The sequence below is a fragment of the Halanaerobium polyolivorans genome (genome assembly GCF_020711195.1).
In the GTDB taxonomy this organism is placed as follows: domain Bacteria; phylum Bacillota; class Halanaerobiia; order Halanaerobiales; family Halanaerobiaceae; genus Halanaerobium; species Halanaerobium polyolivorans.
In genome coordinates, this window is sequence record NZ_JAJFAT010000003.1 from 152,992 (window position 1) to 172,124 (window position 19,133).

17 protein-coding genes are annotated in these 19,133 nt (G+C 32.5%); 13 read left to right on the plus strand and 4 right to left on the minus strand.

Translation table 11 applies throughout. The features are described 5' to 3' along the window. Nucleotides 1–125: 125 nt before the first annotated feature. The 3 genes from LJ207_RS03495 to LJ207_RS03505 are packed head-to-tail and all read left to right on the plus strand — an operon-like array spanning nt 126 to nt 1,483. Entirely contained in the window at nt 126–707 is a 582-nt protein-coding gene (locus LJ207_RS03495; RefSeq protein ID WP_229344118.1) for a TetR/AcrR family transcriptional regulator, read from the plus strand. A gap of 34 nt (nt 708–741) precedes the next feature. Then, nucleotides 742–1,230: a ferritin family protein gene (locus LJ207_RS03500; protein WP_229344119.1), complete on the plus strand. Its 489-nt coding sequence runs from the start codon at nt 742–744 to the stop codon at nt 1,228–1,230. Next, nucleotides 1,217–1,483, plus strand: a complete 267-nt coding sequence (locus tag LJ207_RS03505; RefSeq protein ID WP_229344121.1) for a GIY-YIG nuclease family protein — start codon at nt 1,217–1,219, stop codon at nt 1,481–1,483. The genes LJ207_RS03500 and LJ207_RS03505 overlap by 14 nt, the downstream gene beginning before the upstream one ends. On the opposite strand, the gene murB is transcribed toward LJ207_RS03505, so the two are convergent. Continuing rightward, nucleotides 1,480–2,406, minus strand: a complete 927-nt coding sequence (gene murB / locus LJ207_RS03510; protein WP_229344122.1) for a UDP-N-acetylmuramate dehydrogenase — start codon at nt 2,404–2,406, stop codon at nt 1,480–1,482. The two genes, LJ207_RS03505 and murB, sit on opposite strands and share 4 nt — an antisense overlap. Before the next feature lie 140 nt (nt 2,407–2,546). Here murB and LJ207_RS03515 point away from each other — a divergent pair, with 140 nt between their 5' ends. Continuing rightward, on the plus strand, nt 2,547–3,476 hold the full coding sequence (locus LJ207_RS03515; protein ID WP_229344125.1) for a ParB/RepB/Spo0J family partition protein: 930 nt from the start codon (nt 2,547–2,549) through the stop codon (nt 3,474–3,476). Nucleotides 3,477–3,541: 65 nt separating this feature from the next. Here the strand turns inward: LJ207_RS03515 and LJ207_RS03520 are convergent, their stop codons facing one another. Then, nucleotides 3,542–4,420: a LysR family transcriptional regulator gene (locus LJ207_RS03520; protein ID WP_229344127.1), complete on the minus strand. Its 879-nt coding sequence runs from the start codon at nt 4,418–4,420 to the stop codon at nt 3,542–3,544. Between the two features lie 182 nt (nt 4,421–4,602). On the opposite strand from LJ207_RS03520, the gene LJ207_RS03525 reads away from it, so the two are divergent. Further along, the gene (locus tag LJ207_RS03525) at nt 4,603–8,412 is read left to right on the plus strand and encodes a phosphoribosylformylglycinamidine synthase (RefSeq protein WP_229344128.1); all 3,810 of its coding nucleotides are present in this window, start codon (nt 4,603–4,605) and stop codon (nt 8,410–8,412) included. A 71-nt stretch (nt 8,413–8,483) separates the two neighbouring features. Here LJ207_RS03525 and thiI read toward each other — a convergent pair whose 3' ends face one another. Together thiI and LJ207_RS03535 are read right to left on the minus strand one after the other, a co-directional pair. Further along, nucleotides 8,484–9,692: a tRNA uracil 4-sulfurtransferase ThiI gene (thiI, locus tag LJ207_RS03530; RefSeq protein WP_229344130.1), complete on the minus strand. Its 1,209-nt coding sequence runs from the start codon at nt 9,690–9,692 to the stop codon at nt 8,484–8,486. Between the two features lie 34 nt (nt 9,693–9,726). Then, a complete protein-coding gene (locus LJ207_RS03535) occupies nt 9,727–10,875 on the minus strand; it encodes a cysteine desulfurase family protein (protein WP_229344131.1) in 1,149 nt (382 codons plus the stop codon). Between the two features lie 150 nt (nt 10,876–11,025). Here LJ207_RS03535 and LJ207_RS03540 point away from each other — a divergent pair, with 150 nt between their 5' ends. From LJ207_RS03540 to pnpS, 8 genes are all read left to right on the plus strand, one after another. Then, on the plus strand, nt 11,026–11,793 hold the full coding sequence (locus LJ207_RS03540) for a TatD family hydrolase (RefSeq protein WP_229344133.1): 768 nt from the start codon (nt 11,026–11,028) through the stop codon (nt 11,791–11,793). 26 nt (nt 11,794–11,819) lie between these two features. Then, entirely contained in the window at nt 11,820–12,716 is an 897-nt protein-coding gene (locus tag LJ207_RS03545) for a Gfo/Idh/MocA family protein (protein WP_229344134.1), read from the plus strand. A 74-nt stretch (nt 12,717–12,790) separates the two neighbouring features. Further along, nucleotides 12,791–13,672, plus strand: coding sequence for a 16S rRNA (adenine(1518)-N(6)/adenine(1519)-N(6))-dimethyltransferase RsmA (gene rsmA / locus LJ207_RS03550; protein ID WP_229344136.1), 882 nt, complete (start codon nt 12,791–12,793; stop codon nt 13,670–13,672). Nucleotides 13,673–13,694: 22 nt separating this feature from the next. Then, a complete protein-coding gene (locus LJ207_RS03555) occupies nt 13,695–14,171 on the plus strand; it encodes a ribonuclease H-like YkuK family protein (protein ID WP_229344138.1) in 477 nt (158 codons plus the stop codon). A 96-nt stretch (nt 14,172–14,267) separates the two neighbouring features. Then, nucleotides 14,268–14,522, plus strand: coding sequence for a Veg family protein (locus tag LJ207_RS03560; RefSeq protein WP_013406501.1), 255 nt, complete (start codon nt 14,268–14,270; stop codon nt 14,520–14,522). 185 nt (nt 14,523–14,707) lie between these two features. After that, entirely contained in the window at nt 14,708–16,411 is a 1,704-nt protein-coding gene (locus LJ207_RS03565) for a Na/Pi cotransporter family protein (RefSeq protein WP_229344139.1), read from the plus strand. Nucleotides 16,412–16,545: 134 nt separating this feature from the next. Continuing rightward, nucleotides 16,546–17,247 carry a response regulator transcription factor gene (locus tag LJ207_RS03570; RefSeq protein WP_255666706.1) on the plus strand — a complete coding sequence of 234 codons (702 nt, stop codon included), beginning with the start codon at nt 16,546–16,548 and terminating at the stop codon, nt 17,245–17,247. Continuing rightward, nucleotides 17,219–19,000 carry a two-component system histidine kinase PnpS gene (gene pnpS / locus LJ207_RS03575; protein ID WP_229344141.1) on the plus strand — a complete coding sequence of 594 codons (1,782 nt, stop codon included), beginning with the start codon at nt 17,219–17,221 and terminating at the stop codon, nt 18,998–19,000. The genes LJ207_RS03570 and pnpS overlap by 29 nt, the downstream gene beginning before the upstream one ends. Nucleotides 19,001–19,133 lie beyond the last annotated feature (133 nt).

Genomic DNA, 19,133 nt, shown 5'->3' on the forward strand with positions numbered 1-19,133 from the left:
GAATTATTTCCTCCGGGTTTTTTTAATGCCTAGAGAAATTTTGCTAATTGCTATACTGTAAATATTCTCTAATTTGTGATAAACTAAAAAAAAGAGGAGAAAATTTTAACAAAGAGGGGTTGACATTGAGAGAACGCAGAGAAGAGATAATGGATGCAGCAGTTGAAATTTTTGCCTGCAAGGGCTATTACAATACCAAAATTGCTGATATAGTTGAGGCAGTTGGTATTGCTAAAGGGACTTTTTATCTATATTTTAAAAGCAAAAAGGCATTATTTTTAGCTTTAATAAAAAAACAAAGGAATTTTATTGAAGAGGGTATAAACCTTGAGAAGATAGTAGCTAGGAGTGATGACCTTAAATCATTTGTTAAAATATTAATTAGAGATGCTTTTAATATTTATGCTGGTAATAGGGATTTAACCATAGTTATTTTACGAGAATCTGTATCTGTAAATGAAGATTTTGTAGGAGAATTTGAGATAATGGATCAAGAAAGAACAGAGCGCTTAAAAACAGCTTATGAATATTTAAAAGAAGAGGGTTATATAGATTTAGAAAATGATTTTGAATTTTTTTACTATGTTTTTGTTGGGATTATTGAAAGCATTTTATTAAGGAAGTTAATTATGAAAGAACAAGAACTATTTGATGAAGAAATAGTAGCAAAAACTGCTAATTATATTGAAAAGGCATTAACTATTTGATTTAATAAATTTAATTCCGAAAGGGGTTTTAAAAATGAAAAATCATTTTAATGCTTTAGAAGTTATGGAGATGGCAAAGGATATTGAAAAAAAGGGGAAAAAGTTTTATCTAAACCATGCTAAAGCCACAGATAATCTTGAATTAAAAGAATTATTTAAGAAGTTGGCAGAGACACAAGAAGAGCATTATCAAAAATTTCTTTCTTTAGCCAAAGAATTAAAAGGTAAGTCTGATAAAGCCAATTATCTTTATGATGAAGAGGTTAGTGCTTATTTTGACTATTTAGTGGAATTAAGTATTTTCCCTGCCTATGATAGTGAAAAGTCTAAAGAGGCTTTAAATGATGCAAAAAAAGCATTGGATTTAGCAATTAGAGCTGAAAAAGATGCCATATTATTTTATAGGGAACTTTGTGCTAATAATAGTGGAGAAACCATAGAAGCTGTAGAAAAATTAATCAAAGAAAAAAAACGCCATTTAAGAGAATTAGGAAAGTATATTGAAGAGTATGTCAAAAAATAGTCTTAAAAAAGAAAAAAATCATTTTGTTTATATTGTTGAATGTAGTGATGGTACTTTTTATACTGGATATACCAAAGATCTTAAGCGAAGGTTAGCAGAACACAATAATGGAGAAGGTGCTAAATATACCAGAGGTCGTTATCCAGTTAAGCTGCGTTATCAGGAGAGTTTTACTTCCCGCAGTCAGGCTCAAAAAAAAGAATACAAAATAAAACAGCTCCCCCGTTTTAAAAAGGAGGAACTGTTTAGTTAAAAATCACCTAAAAAGCGGGGTTCGACTTCAAGTTGGACACCGCTCATTTTATATACTTCTTTTTTTATTTTTTCAATCAATTTTATTATATCTTTAGCGGTGGCATCACCCTTATTAACAATAAAGCCAGCGTGTTTTTTTGAAACCTGAGCACCACCGATTTGATAGCCTTTAAGACCTGCTTTTTCTATTAATGCACCAGTATAATGGCCTTTAGGACGTTTAAAGATACTGCCAGCACTTGGAAGTTCCATCGGCTGTTTAGACCATCTTTTTTGATGTAATTCATCCATTCTAGCTTTAATATTTTCTTTTTTATCTTTTTTAAGCTTAAGATTAATTTTTAAAGCTAAATAATTGAGAGATTTATTTTGTAAAATACTACTTCTGTAATCAAGTTCAAGTTCTTTTTTTGAGAGTTTTAGTAATTCCCCTTTTGGATTAACAAAAAGGGCGCTTGTAATTATATCTTTCATTTCCCCATCATAGGCACCTGCATTCATGTAAAGTGCTCCTCCTAGTGAGCCGGGAATACCACTGGCAAATTCAAGGCCGCTTAAAGAATTTTCTAAGGCTATTTCGGAAATTCTTTCTAGTTCTATACCACTTTCAGCAGAGATACTTTCTCCCTTGATTATATAATCATCAAGATCTCCCGTATAGATTATACAGCCTCTGAAACCTTTATCAGAGACGATTAAATTACTGCCCTGGCCCAAAATGAAAAAAGGAAGTTCAGATTGAACTATTAAAGGGATCAATTTTTGGGCTGCCTCTATTTTTTGTGGTCTAACAAGTAGATCAGCTGGACCACCAACTTTGAAACTTGTAAACTCAGCCAGCTTTTTATTTTTTTCTAGCTGCAGATAGTTTATTTTTTCCAGTTTCTTTGATAGAATATTAATAGCGGATTCATAATTCATATTTTTACTCCTTTATCTACTAAAAATTATAATATTATTTACCCTCCATTTAATATAATATGTTAAAATGACTGGAAAATCAATTTTATCTGGGATATTTTATTTTGAATTCAATAAAAACATAAACAGGGGGATTTAGAGTGGAATATAAAGAAATATCATTGAGAAATATTGAAAGTCGCTCAGAACAGATAAGACAGGAATTTTGTGAAGAGAGAATAGCCAGCCTGGCCAGGTCAATAGCTGAAGTTGGACAGCTGCAGCCGGTTGTTGTGCAAAAAAAGAACAGCCACTATCTATTAATTGCAGGTGAAAGAAGGTTGAGAGCTTTAAAAAAGGATGGCAGCGAAAAAGTAGCAGCGGTTATTTTAGAAGGTGAGATTTCTCCAGAAAAATTTCGGCAGATCCAACTGATAGAAAACTTACAGAGGCAGGATTTAAATCCTTTGGAAAGAGCTATTTCTATCAATAAATTTATGGAAGATAATAATTTAACCAAAAAAGATGCAGCTGAACGCTTAGGTATAGCAAGAACCACCCTAACACTCTGGTTAAATATCCTTGAATTCAAAGAAAAATATCAGCAAGAGGTTTTAAAAGCAGATTCTGCAGTCACACTTTCTCATCTTAGTTTGGCCCATGCCTTAGCTTCAAAAACAGGTGATCCAAACAAAATGAATGAGTTATTAGATGCAGTTATCAGACATAATTTAAGCAGAAAGGAGACCCAGGCAGTTTTAGATATTTTCCATAAATATCTCCATCTGCCCATGGAAGAGGCTGTGGCTGCAGTATTATTAAAAAGAGAAAGATTGAAAATGAAAGATTACTGGGCTGCTGATAAAGAGAAAAGCAATCACAATCCTGTTCGAAAATTACTGAGATCTTTTAATAATATTAACGATAATTTAGAAGAATATATGGAAAAAGAGGGCAACTTATCTGAAGAAGCACAGGAAGATCTTTTAGATGAATTTCTTTACCTATATCAGATAATGGGGATTTTAATTCCCGATTTAAAAAATAGTTCTATTGAAGATCTTCTGGCAGAAATGAAAAATAATAACTAACAATTTATTTGGCAAGAGATTAAAATCCGGGCTGTTTTAAAAACTGATAACCCGGATTTTATTGATTAAGCTAAGACATTTAAAAATCTTTCTGCAGCTTTAGATAATGGATATTCTTTATTTCTGACAACTGCTAATTTTCTTTGCGGCAGTTTTTCTTTTAACTTTATTTTAAAGAGTTCTTTTTGGGAAAGATTCAAACTATATTGAGGTACATGAGCAATCCCAAGTCCTATCCTGGTCATTTCGATTAATAAATCGACACTTCCTAGTTCTACTTCAGGTTTGAGCTCTATATTATATTTTTTTAATAAGTCATCAAAAAATTTTCGGGTACTGGTTTTGGCTTCAAGCATTAAAAGAGGATAGTTTTTTAGATCCTTTAAAGTTACTTCTTTATTTTTTAAATTTTTAAAGTTATTTGAACAGATAAATATATCTTCAAATTCAAATATTTCCTTAACCAGCATATCAGAACTTATTTTTGGATTTGGTAAATTGCTGATAATCAAATCAACGGCATTTTGTTTAAGCAGTTCAACACAGGTGCTTGAAGTTCGATTAGTAATTTGAATATGGATTTGAGGATAGAGTTTATGAAATTCATTTAAATAAGGCAGCAAATAGTCTTTGGCAATTGTATCATTAGCCCCAATATGAATCTCACCTCTTTTTAAAGCATTGAGTTCTTTGATATTTTTTTCTCCGGTTTTAATCAGGTTAAATGCAGGCTCAATGTGGTCAAATAATACTTTTCCAGCCTGGGTTAAACTCACTTCTTTGGTGTTTCTAATAAAAAGCTTTGTATTTAATTCTTTTTCTAGATTTTTAATATTTTGACTGACAGCTGATTGAGAAATATAGAGTTCTGCGGCTGCTTTAGAAAAACTTAAATTTGTGGCCACAAAGTAAAAGACCTTATATAATTCGTAGTTCAAAGGCATTAATAAGCACTCCTTATTAATATTATTAGTATTATTAATTTTACTACTTAATTATAACAGATTATAATTAACTTAGAAAGTTTAAATACTTTTTAATTGTAGAGATTATTAGCATTCTATTTTGGCAGAAATATTAAATAAACTTTAAATTATTAGCAAAAAAATTAAAGGAGCGCTAAATTATGACTAAGATCAGAAGATTATTTGTTGAAAAAAAGGATGAATACAAAGTTGAATCTGAACAGCTTTTAAGTGATTTTAGAGAAAGCTTGGGACTGGATAATTTAAAGGACTTAAGGATAGTAAATAGATATGATATCACTAATATTTCTGATAAGGCCTATCAAGAAGCCTGTAAAACTATTTTTGCTGAAATTCCGCTTGATAAGATTTATCAGGAAGAGCTTACTATTGCCTCTGATGAAAAGGCATTTGCTGTAGAATATCTGCCAGGTCAGTATGATCAAAGAGCTGATTCTGCAGAACAGTGTATACAGATTTTAAATAATGATGAAAATCCTAAGGTTAGAACAGCCAGGGTAATAATTTTAAAAGGTGATTTAAGTCAGGCTGATCTAGAAAAGATAAAAGACTATTATATTAATCCGGTTGATTCTAGAGAAGCTTCTTTAGAAAAACTAACTAGTCTTGAAATGGACTATAAGGTGCCGGAACAGGTAGAAAGATTGAATGGTTTTATAAACCTGGATGAACAGGGCCTAAAAGATTTTAGAGAAGATTTGGGTTTAGCAATGAGTATGGCCGATCTTTTTCATACTCAAAAATATTTTAGAGATGATGAAGAAAGAGACCCAACAATTACTGAAATCAGGGTTTTAGATACTTATTGGTCAGACCACTGTCGTCACACAACCTTTTTAACTGAAATAGAAGCAGTTGAAATAGAGAAAAGTGAATTTACTAAAACAATCGAAGCTGCCTACCAAGAATATTTGGCAGCCAGACAAAAAATATATAAAACAGAGTCTAAAGATATCTGTTTGATGGATATTGCTTTAATGGCAATGAAAGAATTGAGAGCAGCTGGCAAATTAGATGACCTTGAAATTTCCAATGAAGTAAATGCAGCCAGTATAGAAATAACAGTTGATGTTGATGGTAAAGATGAAGAATGGCTTTTAATGTTCAAAAATGAAACCCATAATCATCCCACAGAAATTGAGCCATTTGGTGGAGCAGCAACCTGTTTAGGTGGAGCTATCCGTGATCCGCTGGCAGGAAGATCCTATGTTTATCAAGCGATGCGGGTAAGTGGAGCCGGTGATCCTCGCACTCCAATCGAAGAAACTTTAGAAGGTAAATTACCTCAGAAAAAAATTGTTCAGGAAGCTTCAGATGGTTATAGTTCTTATGGTAATCAAATTGGACTTGCCACAGGACTGGTAAGCGAAATATATAATGAAAGATATATTGCCAAACATATGGAAATCGGGGCAGTAATTGCAGCTACCCCTAAAGAAGATGTCTACCGCGGCGAAGCCCTAGCAGGAGATAAAGTTATATTAGTTGGTGGTAGAACAGGTAGAGATGGTTGTGGTGGAGCAACTGGTTCTTCAAAGGTTCATACTGAAGAGTCAATAGAAGAAAGCAGTGCAGAAGTTCAAAAAGGTAACCCACCGACCGAAAGAAAGATCCAGCGTTTATTTAGAAACCCAGAAGTCAGCAGAAAAATTAAGGTCTGTAATGATTTTGGAGCAGGTGGAGTATCGGTAGCTATCGGTGAGCTGGCTGATGCTTTAGAAATTAATTTAGATGCAGTACCAAAAAAATATGAGGGTTTAGATGGAACAGAACTTGCTATTTCAGAATCTCAAGAAAGAATGGCGGTTGTGATTGATGAAAATGATGTAGAAGCTTTTATCGATTTAGCAGGAGAGGAAAACTTAGAAGCTACAGTTGTAGCAGAGGTAAAAGATCATAATCGTTTAATTATGAACTGGAATGGCAATAATATTGTAGATTTGAGCAGAACTTTTTTAGATACAAATGGTGCTTCACAGCAAACAGAAGTTAAGGTTAGGAAACCTGCAGCTGAAAATAACTATTTTGAAAATGTAACAGCAAATAGGCTGGGGGAAGAAAAAACTTTAAAAGAAAAATGGCTTGCTAACCTAGCAGATATTAATATTGCCAGCCAAAAAGGGCTCAAAGAAAAGTTTGATAGTACTGTTGGAGCAGGCAGTGTTTTAATGCCCTATGGTGGTAAATACCAATTAACTCCTACTCAGGCAATGGCAGCAAAGATACCATTATTAAAAGGAGAAACAAATACTGCTTCTTTAATGAGCTATGGTTTTGATTCAAAGCTCAGTACCTGGAGTCCTTTTCATGGAGCATATTATGCTGTAATTGAATCTATAGCTAAAATTGTGGCAGCGGGAGGATATTATCAAAAGATTAGATTCTCTTTTCAGGAATATTTTGAGCGTTTACGTAATGACCCAGAGCGCTGGGGCAAACCATTTAGTGCCCTATTGGGAGGATATTATGCTCAAAAAAGATTTGACTTAGCTGCAATCGGTGGTAAAGACAGTATGTCAGGTTCATTTCATGAACTGGATGTTCCTCCAACCCTGGTTTCTTTTGCAGTTGATACAGTAGATGCAAGAAATGTTATTTCACCAGAATTTAAAGAAAGTGCTTCTAAGCTTGTCTATATAAATGCAGAAAGGGCTTCAGATGAGCTAGTAGATATTGAGCAATTAAAAAAAGCTTATAGTAGGGTGAATAAATTAATAGAGGCTGGAGAGATTATTTCCGCTTCAGCAATTAGCTTAGGTGGTATTGCAGAAGCTCTCAGCAAGATGAGTTTTGGTAATAAGATTGGGGTAGAAATTGAAGCAGATATCAGAGAGCAAAAATTATTTTCGCCAGAATATGGGGCTTTACTCTTAGAGTTAAAAGCAGATAGTGATTTAGAAAAATTATTTGAGGGCATAGATTATCAGCTGATAGGTAAAACAAGCAAAGAAGAAGTGATTAAGGTAAATGAGGTGGAAATCCCACTTGAAGAAGCAATTACAAGCTGGCAGAATCCCCTGGAAAAAATATATCAAACTAAGGTAAAAACTATCAAAACAGATTCTGAAAAAGAAAATAATTCAGAGCAAAAAATGGAATTTAAGCCTTATGAAAGTAAAGATCAAATCTCAGCAAAGATTAAAGTTGCTAAACCAAAGGTAGTAATTCCCGTTTTCCCGGGCACAAATTGTGAGTATGATACGGCCAGACAATTTAGAGAAGCCGGGGCAGAAGTAGAAACTATTATTTTTAAAAACCTGGCTGCAAAACAGATCGAAGAGTCGATTAATAATATAGCAAGGGCTATTAATAGTTCTCAGATTGTAGTTATTCCGGGAGGATTTAGTGCTGGTGATGAGCCAGATGGCTCAGGAAAGTTTATTGCAGCAGTATTTAGGAATCCAAAGATCAAAGAATCAGTAATGGACCTTTTAAATAATAGAGATGGTTTGATGCTGGGAATATGTAATGGCTTTCAGGCTTTAATCAAATTAGGTTTAGTCCCTTATGGAGAAATCAGAGAATTAAAAGATAATTCTCCAACCCTAACTTATAATACAATCGGCCGTCATGTATCTTGTTCTGTATCAACCAGGATTACTTCTAATAAATCACCCTGGTTAGCTAATGTAAAAACTGGTGATATTCACTCGATTCCAGTTTCCCATGGAGAAGGACGTTTTGTAGCAGAAGGAAAAATGATAGAAAAACTGCATAAAAATGGCCAGATAGCAACCCAATATGTTAATTTTGCAGGCCAGCCCACAATGGATATAGAGTTTAATCCCAATGGCTCAATGGCAGCTGTAGAAGGGATAACAAGTCCAGATGGTAGAGTATTTGGTAAAATGGGACATTCAGAAAGAATAGGCAGTAATATTTCAAAAAACATCAGCGGCAAAAAAGATCAAAAGCTCTTTAAAGCCGGAGTCGATTATTTCAAAAAATAAATACAGATATAATTAAGAGCATCTCCTTTAGTAGGTTTTCAAGGGAGATGCTCTTTCAATTTAAAAGTCTTTTATTTAAGGTTTAGAATTTCCATCTTCTCAAGAGAATTTTCTATTAAACTTTCTATCTTTAAAGCCTCTTCTTTTGCCCTTACTATTTTTAAAATTGGTTTTGTGACAGGTTCTTCAGGAATAAAAACAGTACAGCAGTCTTCATATGGACGAATTGAGATCTCATAACTACCTATTTTTTTAGCTAATTTAATAATTTCATTTTTATCAGCGGTGATTAGAGGTCTTAAAATGGGTAGTGTAGAAACATCATCTGTAGCTTGAATACCCTCTAAGGTTTGGCTTGCAACCTGGCCCAAACTTTCCCCGGTGATTAAAGCTTTTTGACCATTATTTTCAGCCAAATGATTGGCTATTCTGACCATCATTCTTCTCATAATTGTAATAGTATACTTTTCCGGACATTTTTTAACTATTTGCTGCTGTATTTCTGTAAAATATGGAATCTGTACTTTGATTTCGCCCCCATATTGACTTAATACTTTAGCTAGCTCTTTAACTTTTTCTTTGGCTCTTTCTGAGGTATAGGGAGGTGAATGAAAATAAACAGCTCCAATTTTTAAACCTCTTTTTAAAGCATACCAACCAGCCACAGGACTATCAATTCCTCCCGAGAGCATTAATAAAGCCTGCCCCGATGATTTTACGGGTAATCCACCTGGTCCACTTTCTCTTCTTAAAAAAAGATATATTTTGCCTCTTGTTATTTCGATTTCAAATAAATGATCAGGATTGTGAACATCAACCTGAAGAGCTTTCTCCTCACTTTCAATATTTGTTAAAATGGCACTACCAATCTCTGCGTTTAACTTAGGGCTTTTAATAGGAAAAGATTTATCAGCCCGATTAGTTTCAACTTTAAAACTGCAGGGATAGTTTTTTACTTCTGTTTTGAAGAGTTTAAGAGCTTTTTCTTTTAATTTCTTATAATCCTCATCAGAAAAATCTGAGACTGCTTTATTAAGTTTAAAATCTACTGCTGGACTTGCAGACACTATTCCCGGCAGTTTGACAATTCTTCTTAAAAGTTCTTCTATAACTGAGCTTTCAGCATGGAGAAAGATTCTACCATATACAGTAGTGATTTCAAAATCACCCAGATCAGCAATGGCATGATCAATATTTTTAATTAATTGGCCGATAAAATCATGTTTATTATCACCTTTTAGATTTATTTCTCCATAACGAATTATTATTAAATTATACAATTATTTCACCCCAATGAAATTTGAAATATTAATTTTAAATTATTTTTAAAAAGTCGATTTTTTCTTTGATTTTACTTATTACCTTGTCTATATCACTCTGCTTAATTTGCTCAGAGAGGGAAATTCTTAATGCACCTTGATTGCGCTGCTCAGAGAAGCCACAGGCTTTTAAAACTCGACTGTACTTGTTTTTAGAAGTACAGGCAGATGAAGTTGAAAGATAAATCCCTTCTTCAGCTAAGGCATGAACCATTGTTTCTCCCTTAATATTTTTTAAAGAAAAATTTATGATATGAGGAGCAGAATTTTTTGGTGAGTTTATTTTAATCTCTTTAATTGTTTTTAGTTTTTTTAAAAAATAGTTTTTCTTTTTATTTAATTTAGCATTAAAGGGATTATCTTTATTTAAAGCAGTTATTTCAGCTAGAGCCCTGTTTAATCCGGCGATAGCTGCAGTGTTTTCAGTTCCAGGCCTTAAAGCCCTTTCCTGACCACCCCCATAAAAAAGAGGTTTCAAAGCTATCCCCTTTTTCAAAAAAAGAGCACCTATTCCTTTAGGTGCATGAAATTTATGACCGCTTATCGAGTATAGATCGACTTTTAGTTCAGTTAAATCGGCAAAGATCTTGCCAAAGGCCTGAACACCATCTACATGAAAAAAAGTTAAAGGATTATTCTGCTTTATAATTTCAGAAATTTTCTTAATCGGCTGGATACTTCCTAATTCATTGTTGACATGCATAATACTGACTAAGACCGTATCTTCTCTAATTAAATTTTTTAAATCATTTATCTTAACAATTCCTTTTTTGTTGACTTCAAGGTAATCAACTTCCCAGCCTTCATCTTCTAACTGCAGCATTAGCTCATAAACAGATGAATGCTCTATCTGAGAAGTTATTAGATGTTTACCCCGCTGGCTGTGCTGATTTATGATCCCTCTTAAAGCCAGGTTGTTGCTTTCTGTACCTCCAGATGTAAAGATTATTTCTTCAGCTTTGATCTTTAATCTTTCTGCTAAATTTGCCCTGCATTTTTTTAAAATCTTTTCTGCGGCCAAACCTTTACTGTGGAGAGAAGAAGGGTTTGCATAGTTATTCTGCATAGCTTTGCTTAGAGCTTCTATAACTGAAGCTGAAACTTTGCTTGTAGCTGCATTATCTAGATATATTTCTTTTGGCATTGTTTTCACTCCTGCTTAAAATCTATAACTAATTATAGCATAAATAAATTTACATGTGAAAAATAAATTGCAGCAATGATTTAATTTATAAATCTAAAGTGTTATAATAAAAAGTAATAGTAAAAAAATCATTTTTAGGAGGAATAAATTTTGTATTTAATAGACACTCATGCTCATTTAGATTTCAATGACTATGATAAAGATAGAGAAGAAGTATTTAGTAGAGCTAAGGAGGCTGGAGTTGAGGAAATAATCAATATTGGAGCTGATCTTGACTCAAGCCGAAGAGCAGTTAAATTAGCGGAAAATTATGATAAGCTTTATGCAACTGTTGGAATTCATCCCCATGAAGCGGTTACAGTAAATGAAGACAGTTTAAATAAAATCAAAGAATTGAGTTCTTCACCAAAAGTAAAAGCGATTGGAGAAAGCGGCTTAGATTTTTATTATGATAATTCTCCGCGTGACACTCAAATTTCTGCCTTTAAAGCTCAGCTTGAACTTGCCGATCAGTTGAATTTACCGGTTGTGGTTCATTCAAGAGCTGCAGGGGAAGAAACACTTAAAGTTTTAGATCAAAGTGCAGATTTTGCAGCTAATTTAATTTTTCACTGTTATGCTTATGGAACAGAGTTAATTGAAAAAATAATTGCCAGAGATTTTTATGTAGCTTTTGGAGGTTTAATTACCTTTAAAAATGCCTCTGAAATTCGTCAGGCTCTTAAAAAAATGCCGCTTGAGAGAATTCTTTTAGAAACCGATTCTCCTTATTTAACCCCATCACCAAACAGAGGCAAAAGAAATGAGCCGGCAAATTTAAAATACATTCTCAAAAAAGCTGCTGAAATAAAAGGGATATCAGCAGAAGAAATGGCTGAGATTACAAGTGAAAATGCAAAAAGGGTTTATAGATTATAACTAAAAAAAGTGGGAGGTAGATTAAGATGAAAATTGGGATTATTGGGCTGGGAGATATAGCAAAAAAAGCTTATCTACCAATCGTGACTCAAATTGCAGAATTAGATCCATATTTCTGCACAAGAAATGAAGATGTTTTAAAAGATTTAGGAGCTAAATATCATGTTGACAAGCTATATTCTTCATTAGACAGTTTATTAGAAGAAGATATTGAGGCTGCTTTTGTTCATGCAGCTTCCAAGGCACATTATAAAATAGTTAAAAAGCTGCTTGAAAATGATATCCATGTTTATGTTGATAAACCAATAACATATCATTTAGAACAAAGTAAAGAGTTGATAAATATTGCCCGGAAAAAAGATCTGCTTTTGATGACCGGTTTTAATAGAAGATATGTTCCCACATATCGTTCTTTATTGGAAATTAATAGTCCAAAAATAATAATCATGCAGAAAAACAGAAAATTAAATCCCGGTAATCTAAGAAAAGTAATAATGGATGACTTTATCCATGTGGTTGATACTATTCGTTATCTTTATGGAGATGAAGATATTGAATCTATTGAAATAGATAAAATAGAAGAAAATAATAGCTTGAAGCGAGTTATGATTACCATTAAGGGCTCAAAAAACACGGCCATTGGAATCATGAATAGAGATAATGCAATTACAGAAGAAACTGTAGAGGTAATGGGTTTTAAGAAAAAAAGAAAAATTGTTAATTTAACAGAAGTAATAAATTATGAAGATCAGGGAAAAAACAGCTCTAAAGTTCACGGCTGGAATAAAATGGAGTATAACAGAGGCTTTGTTGATATTATCGATAGATTTATTGAATTAGTAAAAAAAGATGAGTCAAAACAAAGTATTATGATGGCTGATATCAATACCCATAAGTTGTGTGAAAGAATTATCGCTGAATAATTTTGCTTGACTAAAATTGATATGATAGAATAATTAGATAGAATAATAAAAATATAAGGATGATTTATAATAAAATGCTAAATAAAATAGCAACACCAAGTGAGACAAAGAAAATTTTAAAAGAATATGGTTTGAGATTAAAAAAAGGCTTAGGGCAAAACTTTTTAATTGATGCCAATATAATAGATATTATCATAGATGCAGCTGAGATCAAGGGAGATGAACTATTAATTGAAATTGGTCCTGGGATTGGCTCATTAACCCAGGCTCTATTAGAGGAATTGGAAAATGGTCAATTAATTGCAGTTGAAAAAGATTCAGAAATGGTTGCTGTTTTGAAGGAGATATTTGCCGAAGAAAATAAGCTGGAAGTCTTAAATGAAGATGCTTTAGAGATTGATTGGGCAAAAATAGGGGAGGAAAATAAAGCAAAGGCGATAAAAGTAATTGCAAACTTACCTTATTATGTAACAACCCCAATTATTATGGGTATCTTAGAAAGTGATATAGACTTAGAAAAAATGATATTCATGGTTCAAAAAGAGGTAGGAGAGAGGATCTGTTCTGGTCCGGGAACAAAAAAGTTTGGTTCTTTAAGTGTGGCTGTTCAATACCACATGCAGCCAGAAATAGTGCATCAAGTACCTTCATCTGTATTTTTACCCCAACCAGATGTTGATTCAGTGATTGTTAGTCTGACTCCTTACAGTGAAAACCCTTATCAGGAAGAGGTTATTGACAAAGATTTTTTCTTTCAGATTGTTAAATCTATTTTTCAGCAGCGGAGGAAAACTTTGCGCAACAGTCTCAGCAAATCAGCTGTTATTAATCTGGATAGAGATTTAGTTACTGAAGCACTTGAGTTAGAAGGTATTGGTCTTAAAAAAAGAGGGGAAAAATTAGAAATATCAGAAATGATATCAATTTCTAACCGAATTTATAAAATGAGAAATTAAAATTAAGAAAGCAGGTGTTAAAATGCAGTTTATCAGTCCTACAGATGGCCGTTTAAGTGCAGAAGAAACATTTCAGACAATAATGGATTTTGTTAAAGAAGAAGAAAATAAATATAGGTTAATTGTGGGGACTGATTCACAGCCTGGATTTGACGAAGCTGTGTTCGTAACTGCAATAGTTATCTATAGAGTTGGCAGGGGTGGTAGGTATTTTTATCATAAAAGTTCAATAAATTTTAAAGCAGGTATGAAACAGAGAATTTTCTATGAGGTATCCAGAAGTTTAAAAGTAGCTGGAGAGCTAACATCATTACTAGCATCTGAAGAAGTCTTAGCTGAAAATGTTGAGCTTGAGGTTCATATTGATGTTGGAGAAAATGGTCCAACAAATCAGATAATCAAGGAAGTTGTTGGAATGGTAGTTGGAAGTGGCTTTGAAGCCTATATTAAACCAGATGCTTATGCAGCTTCAACCGTTGCTGACAAATTCACTAAATGATTTTACTGCTGCTCATAGTCCTTCTTTTGCCAAAATAAAATTCTTGTGATATAATCTAATTTAGAGCGTCTTTTTCTACAAATGGGGTGAAATTTGATGGATAATGTATTAGATCAAATAAAAAAAGAGGTAAAATCTTTTGTTGGTCACCGGGTTAGTGTAAAAGCTAATAGAGGCAGAAGAAAAGCTGTTGAAAAAGAGGGAGTTTTAGAAAAAACTCATAAAAATGTTTTTGTAGTTAGAATTAAGGATCATAATCAGATTAGGCGCCTATCTTATACTTATGCTGATCTATTGACAGATGATGTAGTAATTAAGTCAAAAGATGATGAGGTTAAAATAGGTGTATAAGCCAAAGATATATATTAATATAAGATGCAGCCAGGGAGGCTGCTTTTTTCCTGCATAATTTATTTTGCAAATATTTATTTTTAAGTTAAAAGTATCCAGGTATAATTCGATTTTATTATTTGCCTAAGCTTGAGCATTAAAATTTTTTTAGATTAAGCTGGATTGAATGGGAAGGGGAGATTTGCTTGGAATTTAGTATGATATTTGGTTTGCTTGGGGGACTTGGTCTCTTTATATATGGTATGAAACAGATGAGTGAAGGACTGCAGAAAACAGCAGGAAAAAAATTGCGTCATATTTTAGCAAAGATGACTTCGAAACCAATTATGGGAGTAGGGGTTGGAGCTCTAGTTACCTCTATAATTCAGAGCAGTAGTGCTACAACTGTAATGGTTGTTGGTTTTGTTAATGCCGGAATTATGACCTTGATTCAGTCTGTAGGAGTTATTATGGGTGCTAATATTGGTACAACAATAACTGCTCAGCTGGTAGCTTTTAAATTGGGAGATTATGCATTTCATGCGATAGCTTTGGGAGCATTTGCTTATTTATTTACAAAACGAAAAAAAACTCAGTATATCGGGCAGGTATTATTAGGTTTTGGTCTTCTATTTTTAGGTATGGAAACAATGGGCGATACAATGCAACCTTTAAGAGACTCAGTAGTTTTTATAGAATTAATGGAGAGTTTTGCTCATTATCCAATTTTAGGTGTACTAACCGGCCTTCTTGTTACAGTAGCTGTTCAGAGTAGTACTGCATCATTTGGTATTTTATTAGGTTTGGTCTCAGCTGGTGCTATTAATTACTATTCTGCAATTCCAATTCTTTTAGGTAATAATATCGGTACTACAGTAACAACTATTTTATCTGCTATTGGTGCAAATCTTACAGCTAAAAGAGCAGCTGCAGCTCACTTTTTATTCAATGCTTTAGGTGCAGCTATTATGATTTCTTTCCTTTATATTGTTCCAGATTTTTCAATTTTTATCGAAAATATTTTGTTGACTTTAAGCCGATTATTTGGCCAGGAAACATTATCAACAGAACGCTTAATTGCTAATACACATACATTCTTCAATGTTTTAAACACTTTAATCTGGCTTCCTTTTACAGGTTTTTTAGTTTATTTAGTTAAAAAAATTATTCCCGGAGAAGATACCACTTTAAAGCATGGTACTACCTTTATTGATGATAGAATGTTGAGCACACCTTATGTAGCAATTGAGCAGGTTAAAAAAGAAATAGTTTATATGCATGAAATAGCTAGAGACATGGTTTGTGAGTCGGTACAGGCATTTTTAGATGGTGATGGCGATATTATTAAAAAAATACGCAGACATGAAAATATCATTAATGAACTTGAAGAGGAACTTCTGCATTTCATTCAAAAGATTCCACAAGCTCAGTTAAATGATGTTGATATTAGAACTTTGGATAAATATTTTGCAGTAGTTGATGATATTGAAAGTATTGCAGATGATGCAGATGATATTACTGATTTCTTAGAAAACAGAGTAGATAATAAAATTAATATTTCTGAAGATGGAAAAAAGACCATTGAAAAGGTATCTAATATTGTCTGTGATGTTCTAGATAAATCTGTTAAGTTAATCGAAACTCATGATTTAGAGATTGCGAAAGAAATTATTGCAGTGGAAGAAAGATTAGATGATATGCAGATAAAAGTTAGGGGAGAAAGTATAAGTAGAATTAAAAGAGCAGATAAAGAAATTATTGACCCTAATGCTGGTATCCTCTTATTAGAAACTCTTGATACACTAGAACATATTACTGATCAAATGGCAGATATTGCGCACAGTATTATCGAAATTTATGATGGAGAACATAAGGTAAAAGCAAAAGAAACTGATGCAAAAGCAGTATAATTTACAAAGATTTAACATTATAATAGCTTTATTTGACAGAGGCTCCTTTTTTAAGGGGCCTCTTTTTGATACAATATAGATAAATAAGCTGATAATTATTATCTTTAAAATATAAAATCAGGGAGATTTTGATAATGAAAACAATTTTAGTAGTTGAAGATGAAAAAAATATTAGGGAATTAATTAAATTCAATCTTGAAGGAGCAGGATTTAATGTTTTAACAGCTTCTGATGGTAAAGAAGCCTTAGAAAAAATTTCAAATGATATTGATCTAATTGTTTTGGATTTGATGCTGCCGAAAATTGATGGTATGGAAGTTTGCCGTAAAATTAGAGCAAATGAAAAATTAAAACAAATTGCAATTATTATGTTAACTGCTAAAGGTGAGGAACTCGAAAGGATTTTAGGCTTAGAAATGGGTGCAGATGATTATATGACAAAGCCGTTTAGTCCCCGAGAATTAATTGCAAGAATTAAAGCAATATTTAGAAGAACAGCAGAGCTTAAAGATGATAAAAATAAAATTGAAGATGAAATTATAGTTTTTGGTGATTTTAAAATTGATGTTTCTAGACATGAGGTTAAATTTAAAGATAAAAAGATTTCTTTAACCTTAAAAGAATTTGAACTGCTGCGTTATTTGATTTTAAATAAAGGTCGGGTATTAAGTAGAGATTTACTTTTAGAAAAAATATGGGGCTATGAATATGCCGGGGATACGAGAACAGTAGATGTTCATATTCGAAGATTAAGGAAAAAAAGCAGTTCTGAATATATAGAAACTGTAAGAGGGGTGGGCTATAAATTTGTTAAAATGGAAAGAGATGGGGATTAAAAATCGGCTGATCTTTATTTTTATTATTATACAGATTTTAGTATTAGGCTTAAGTTTTTATTATGTTAGTAATAAACATCGCGAATTATATTTAGAAAAAGAAAGAATGAATTTAGAACATTATTCTAATTTAATTTTAAATGAAATTAAAGATAATTTTGGAACTGAGCTATCCCTGTTAACTGAAAAGACAGAACAATGGTCTCAAGATACAGGCACTAGAATAACGATTATAGATAGAACTGGCAATGTTTTAGCAGATTCTGATTATAATATTGAAGATATGGATAATCATATTAACAGAGAAGAGATTGCAGCAGCAATTAGAACTACAGAAAGTGCAGACTCTATTCGTTACAGTAGTACAATAGATGAAGATATGCTTTATCTTGCTCAGGTTATTATTATAGATGGTGAATTAATAGGAGTTATTAGAACTGCAAGATCTTTAGAATTTATTAATAGTATTTTACTTGAAGATATAAAAAATTACTTGTTATTTTTTGCTATTTTAAGTTTATTTATTTTCTTTTTAGTCTGGCAGCTGACCTCAAATATAGTAAAGCCACTTGAAAAAATAACTGAGGCCAGCGAAAAGATAGCTCAGGGAGATTTAAGTCAGAGAATATCTATCCGAAAATATAATAGTGAAATAGAAAAATTAGCCAGGATGTTTAACCACATGGCAGCAAAGCTTGAAGGGAAAATCTCAGAAATATCTCAAGAAAAAAATAGAATCGAAGCAATTTTAAAAAGCATGGTAGATGGAGTTATAGCAACTGATTCAGAGGGAGAGGTTTCTTTAATTAATCCAGCTGCTCAAAAAATATTTAATATTGCTGAGCAAGATATTAAAGGTAAAGATTTAATAAGTTCTTTATTTAACCATCGTCTGGATATGTATTTACAGAGGGCTTTAAAGGAAAAAGAAAGTATCAGCAGGGAAATTATTTACCACAATCCTGACAAAAAAATTATTCAGGCAACCTTTATTCCCCTTTTAGGAGAAAAAAGGGATATTAATGGTGGGGTAATAGTATTAACTGATATAACTGAACTCAGAAAATTAGAAACGGTGCGTAATGATTTTGTTGCAAATGTTTCACATGAATTAAGAACACCTTTAACTTCTATTCTAGGTTATTTAGATACCCTGATCGAAAGTGATATTGAAGATCAACAAACCCGAGAAAAATTTTTAAGTATAATTAAAGAAGAAACTAACCGGCTTTCTTTGTTGATAACCGATTTATTAAATCTTTCTAAAATAGAATCACAATCTTTTGAGCTTTCTCCTGGTGATTTTGTAAAAACTCTACAAAAAGTTTATAATTTACTAGAAAAGAATGCTCAATTAAAAGATATTGAAGTTAATATGGAAGTCGAAGAAAACCCACCTCAGGTTTATATGGTTAAAGAACAGATAGAACAGGTCTTAATTAATTTAATTGATAATGCCATTAAATATTCTCCAGCTGGAGAAGAGATCAATATTAGAGTTGAAAAAAAAGCTGATAAGCTGTATTTTTCAATTGCAGATAATGGGATAGGAATTCCTCAAGAAGATCAGGCAAGAATTTTCGAAAGATTTTATAGGGTAGATAAAGCACGGTCAAGATCGCTTGGTGGTACAGGGATCGGACTTTCTATCGTGAGGAATATTATTAAACAGCATGGGAGTGAAATAAAAGTAGAGAGTGAAGAAGGAAAAGGGAGTATTTTTACTTTTTATTTAAATATTGTTAAAGAATAAGAGAACACTGTATTTAAACCGTCCTTAGAGGCGGTTTTTTTCTTTTTTACATTAAATTAACATAAGCGCAATCTTTACTTAACAATGACATGTTAAATTAAGATTAGTGAAAAACAAAAAATATTTAAGGGGG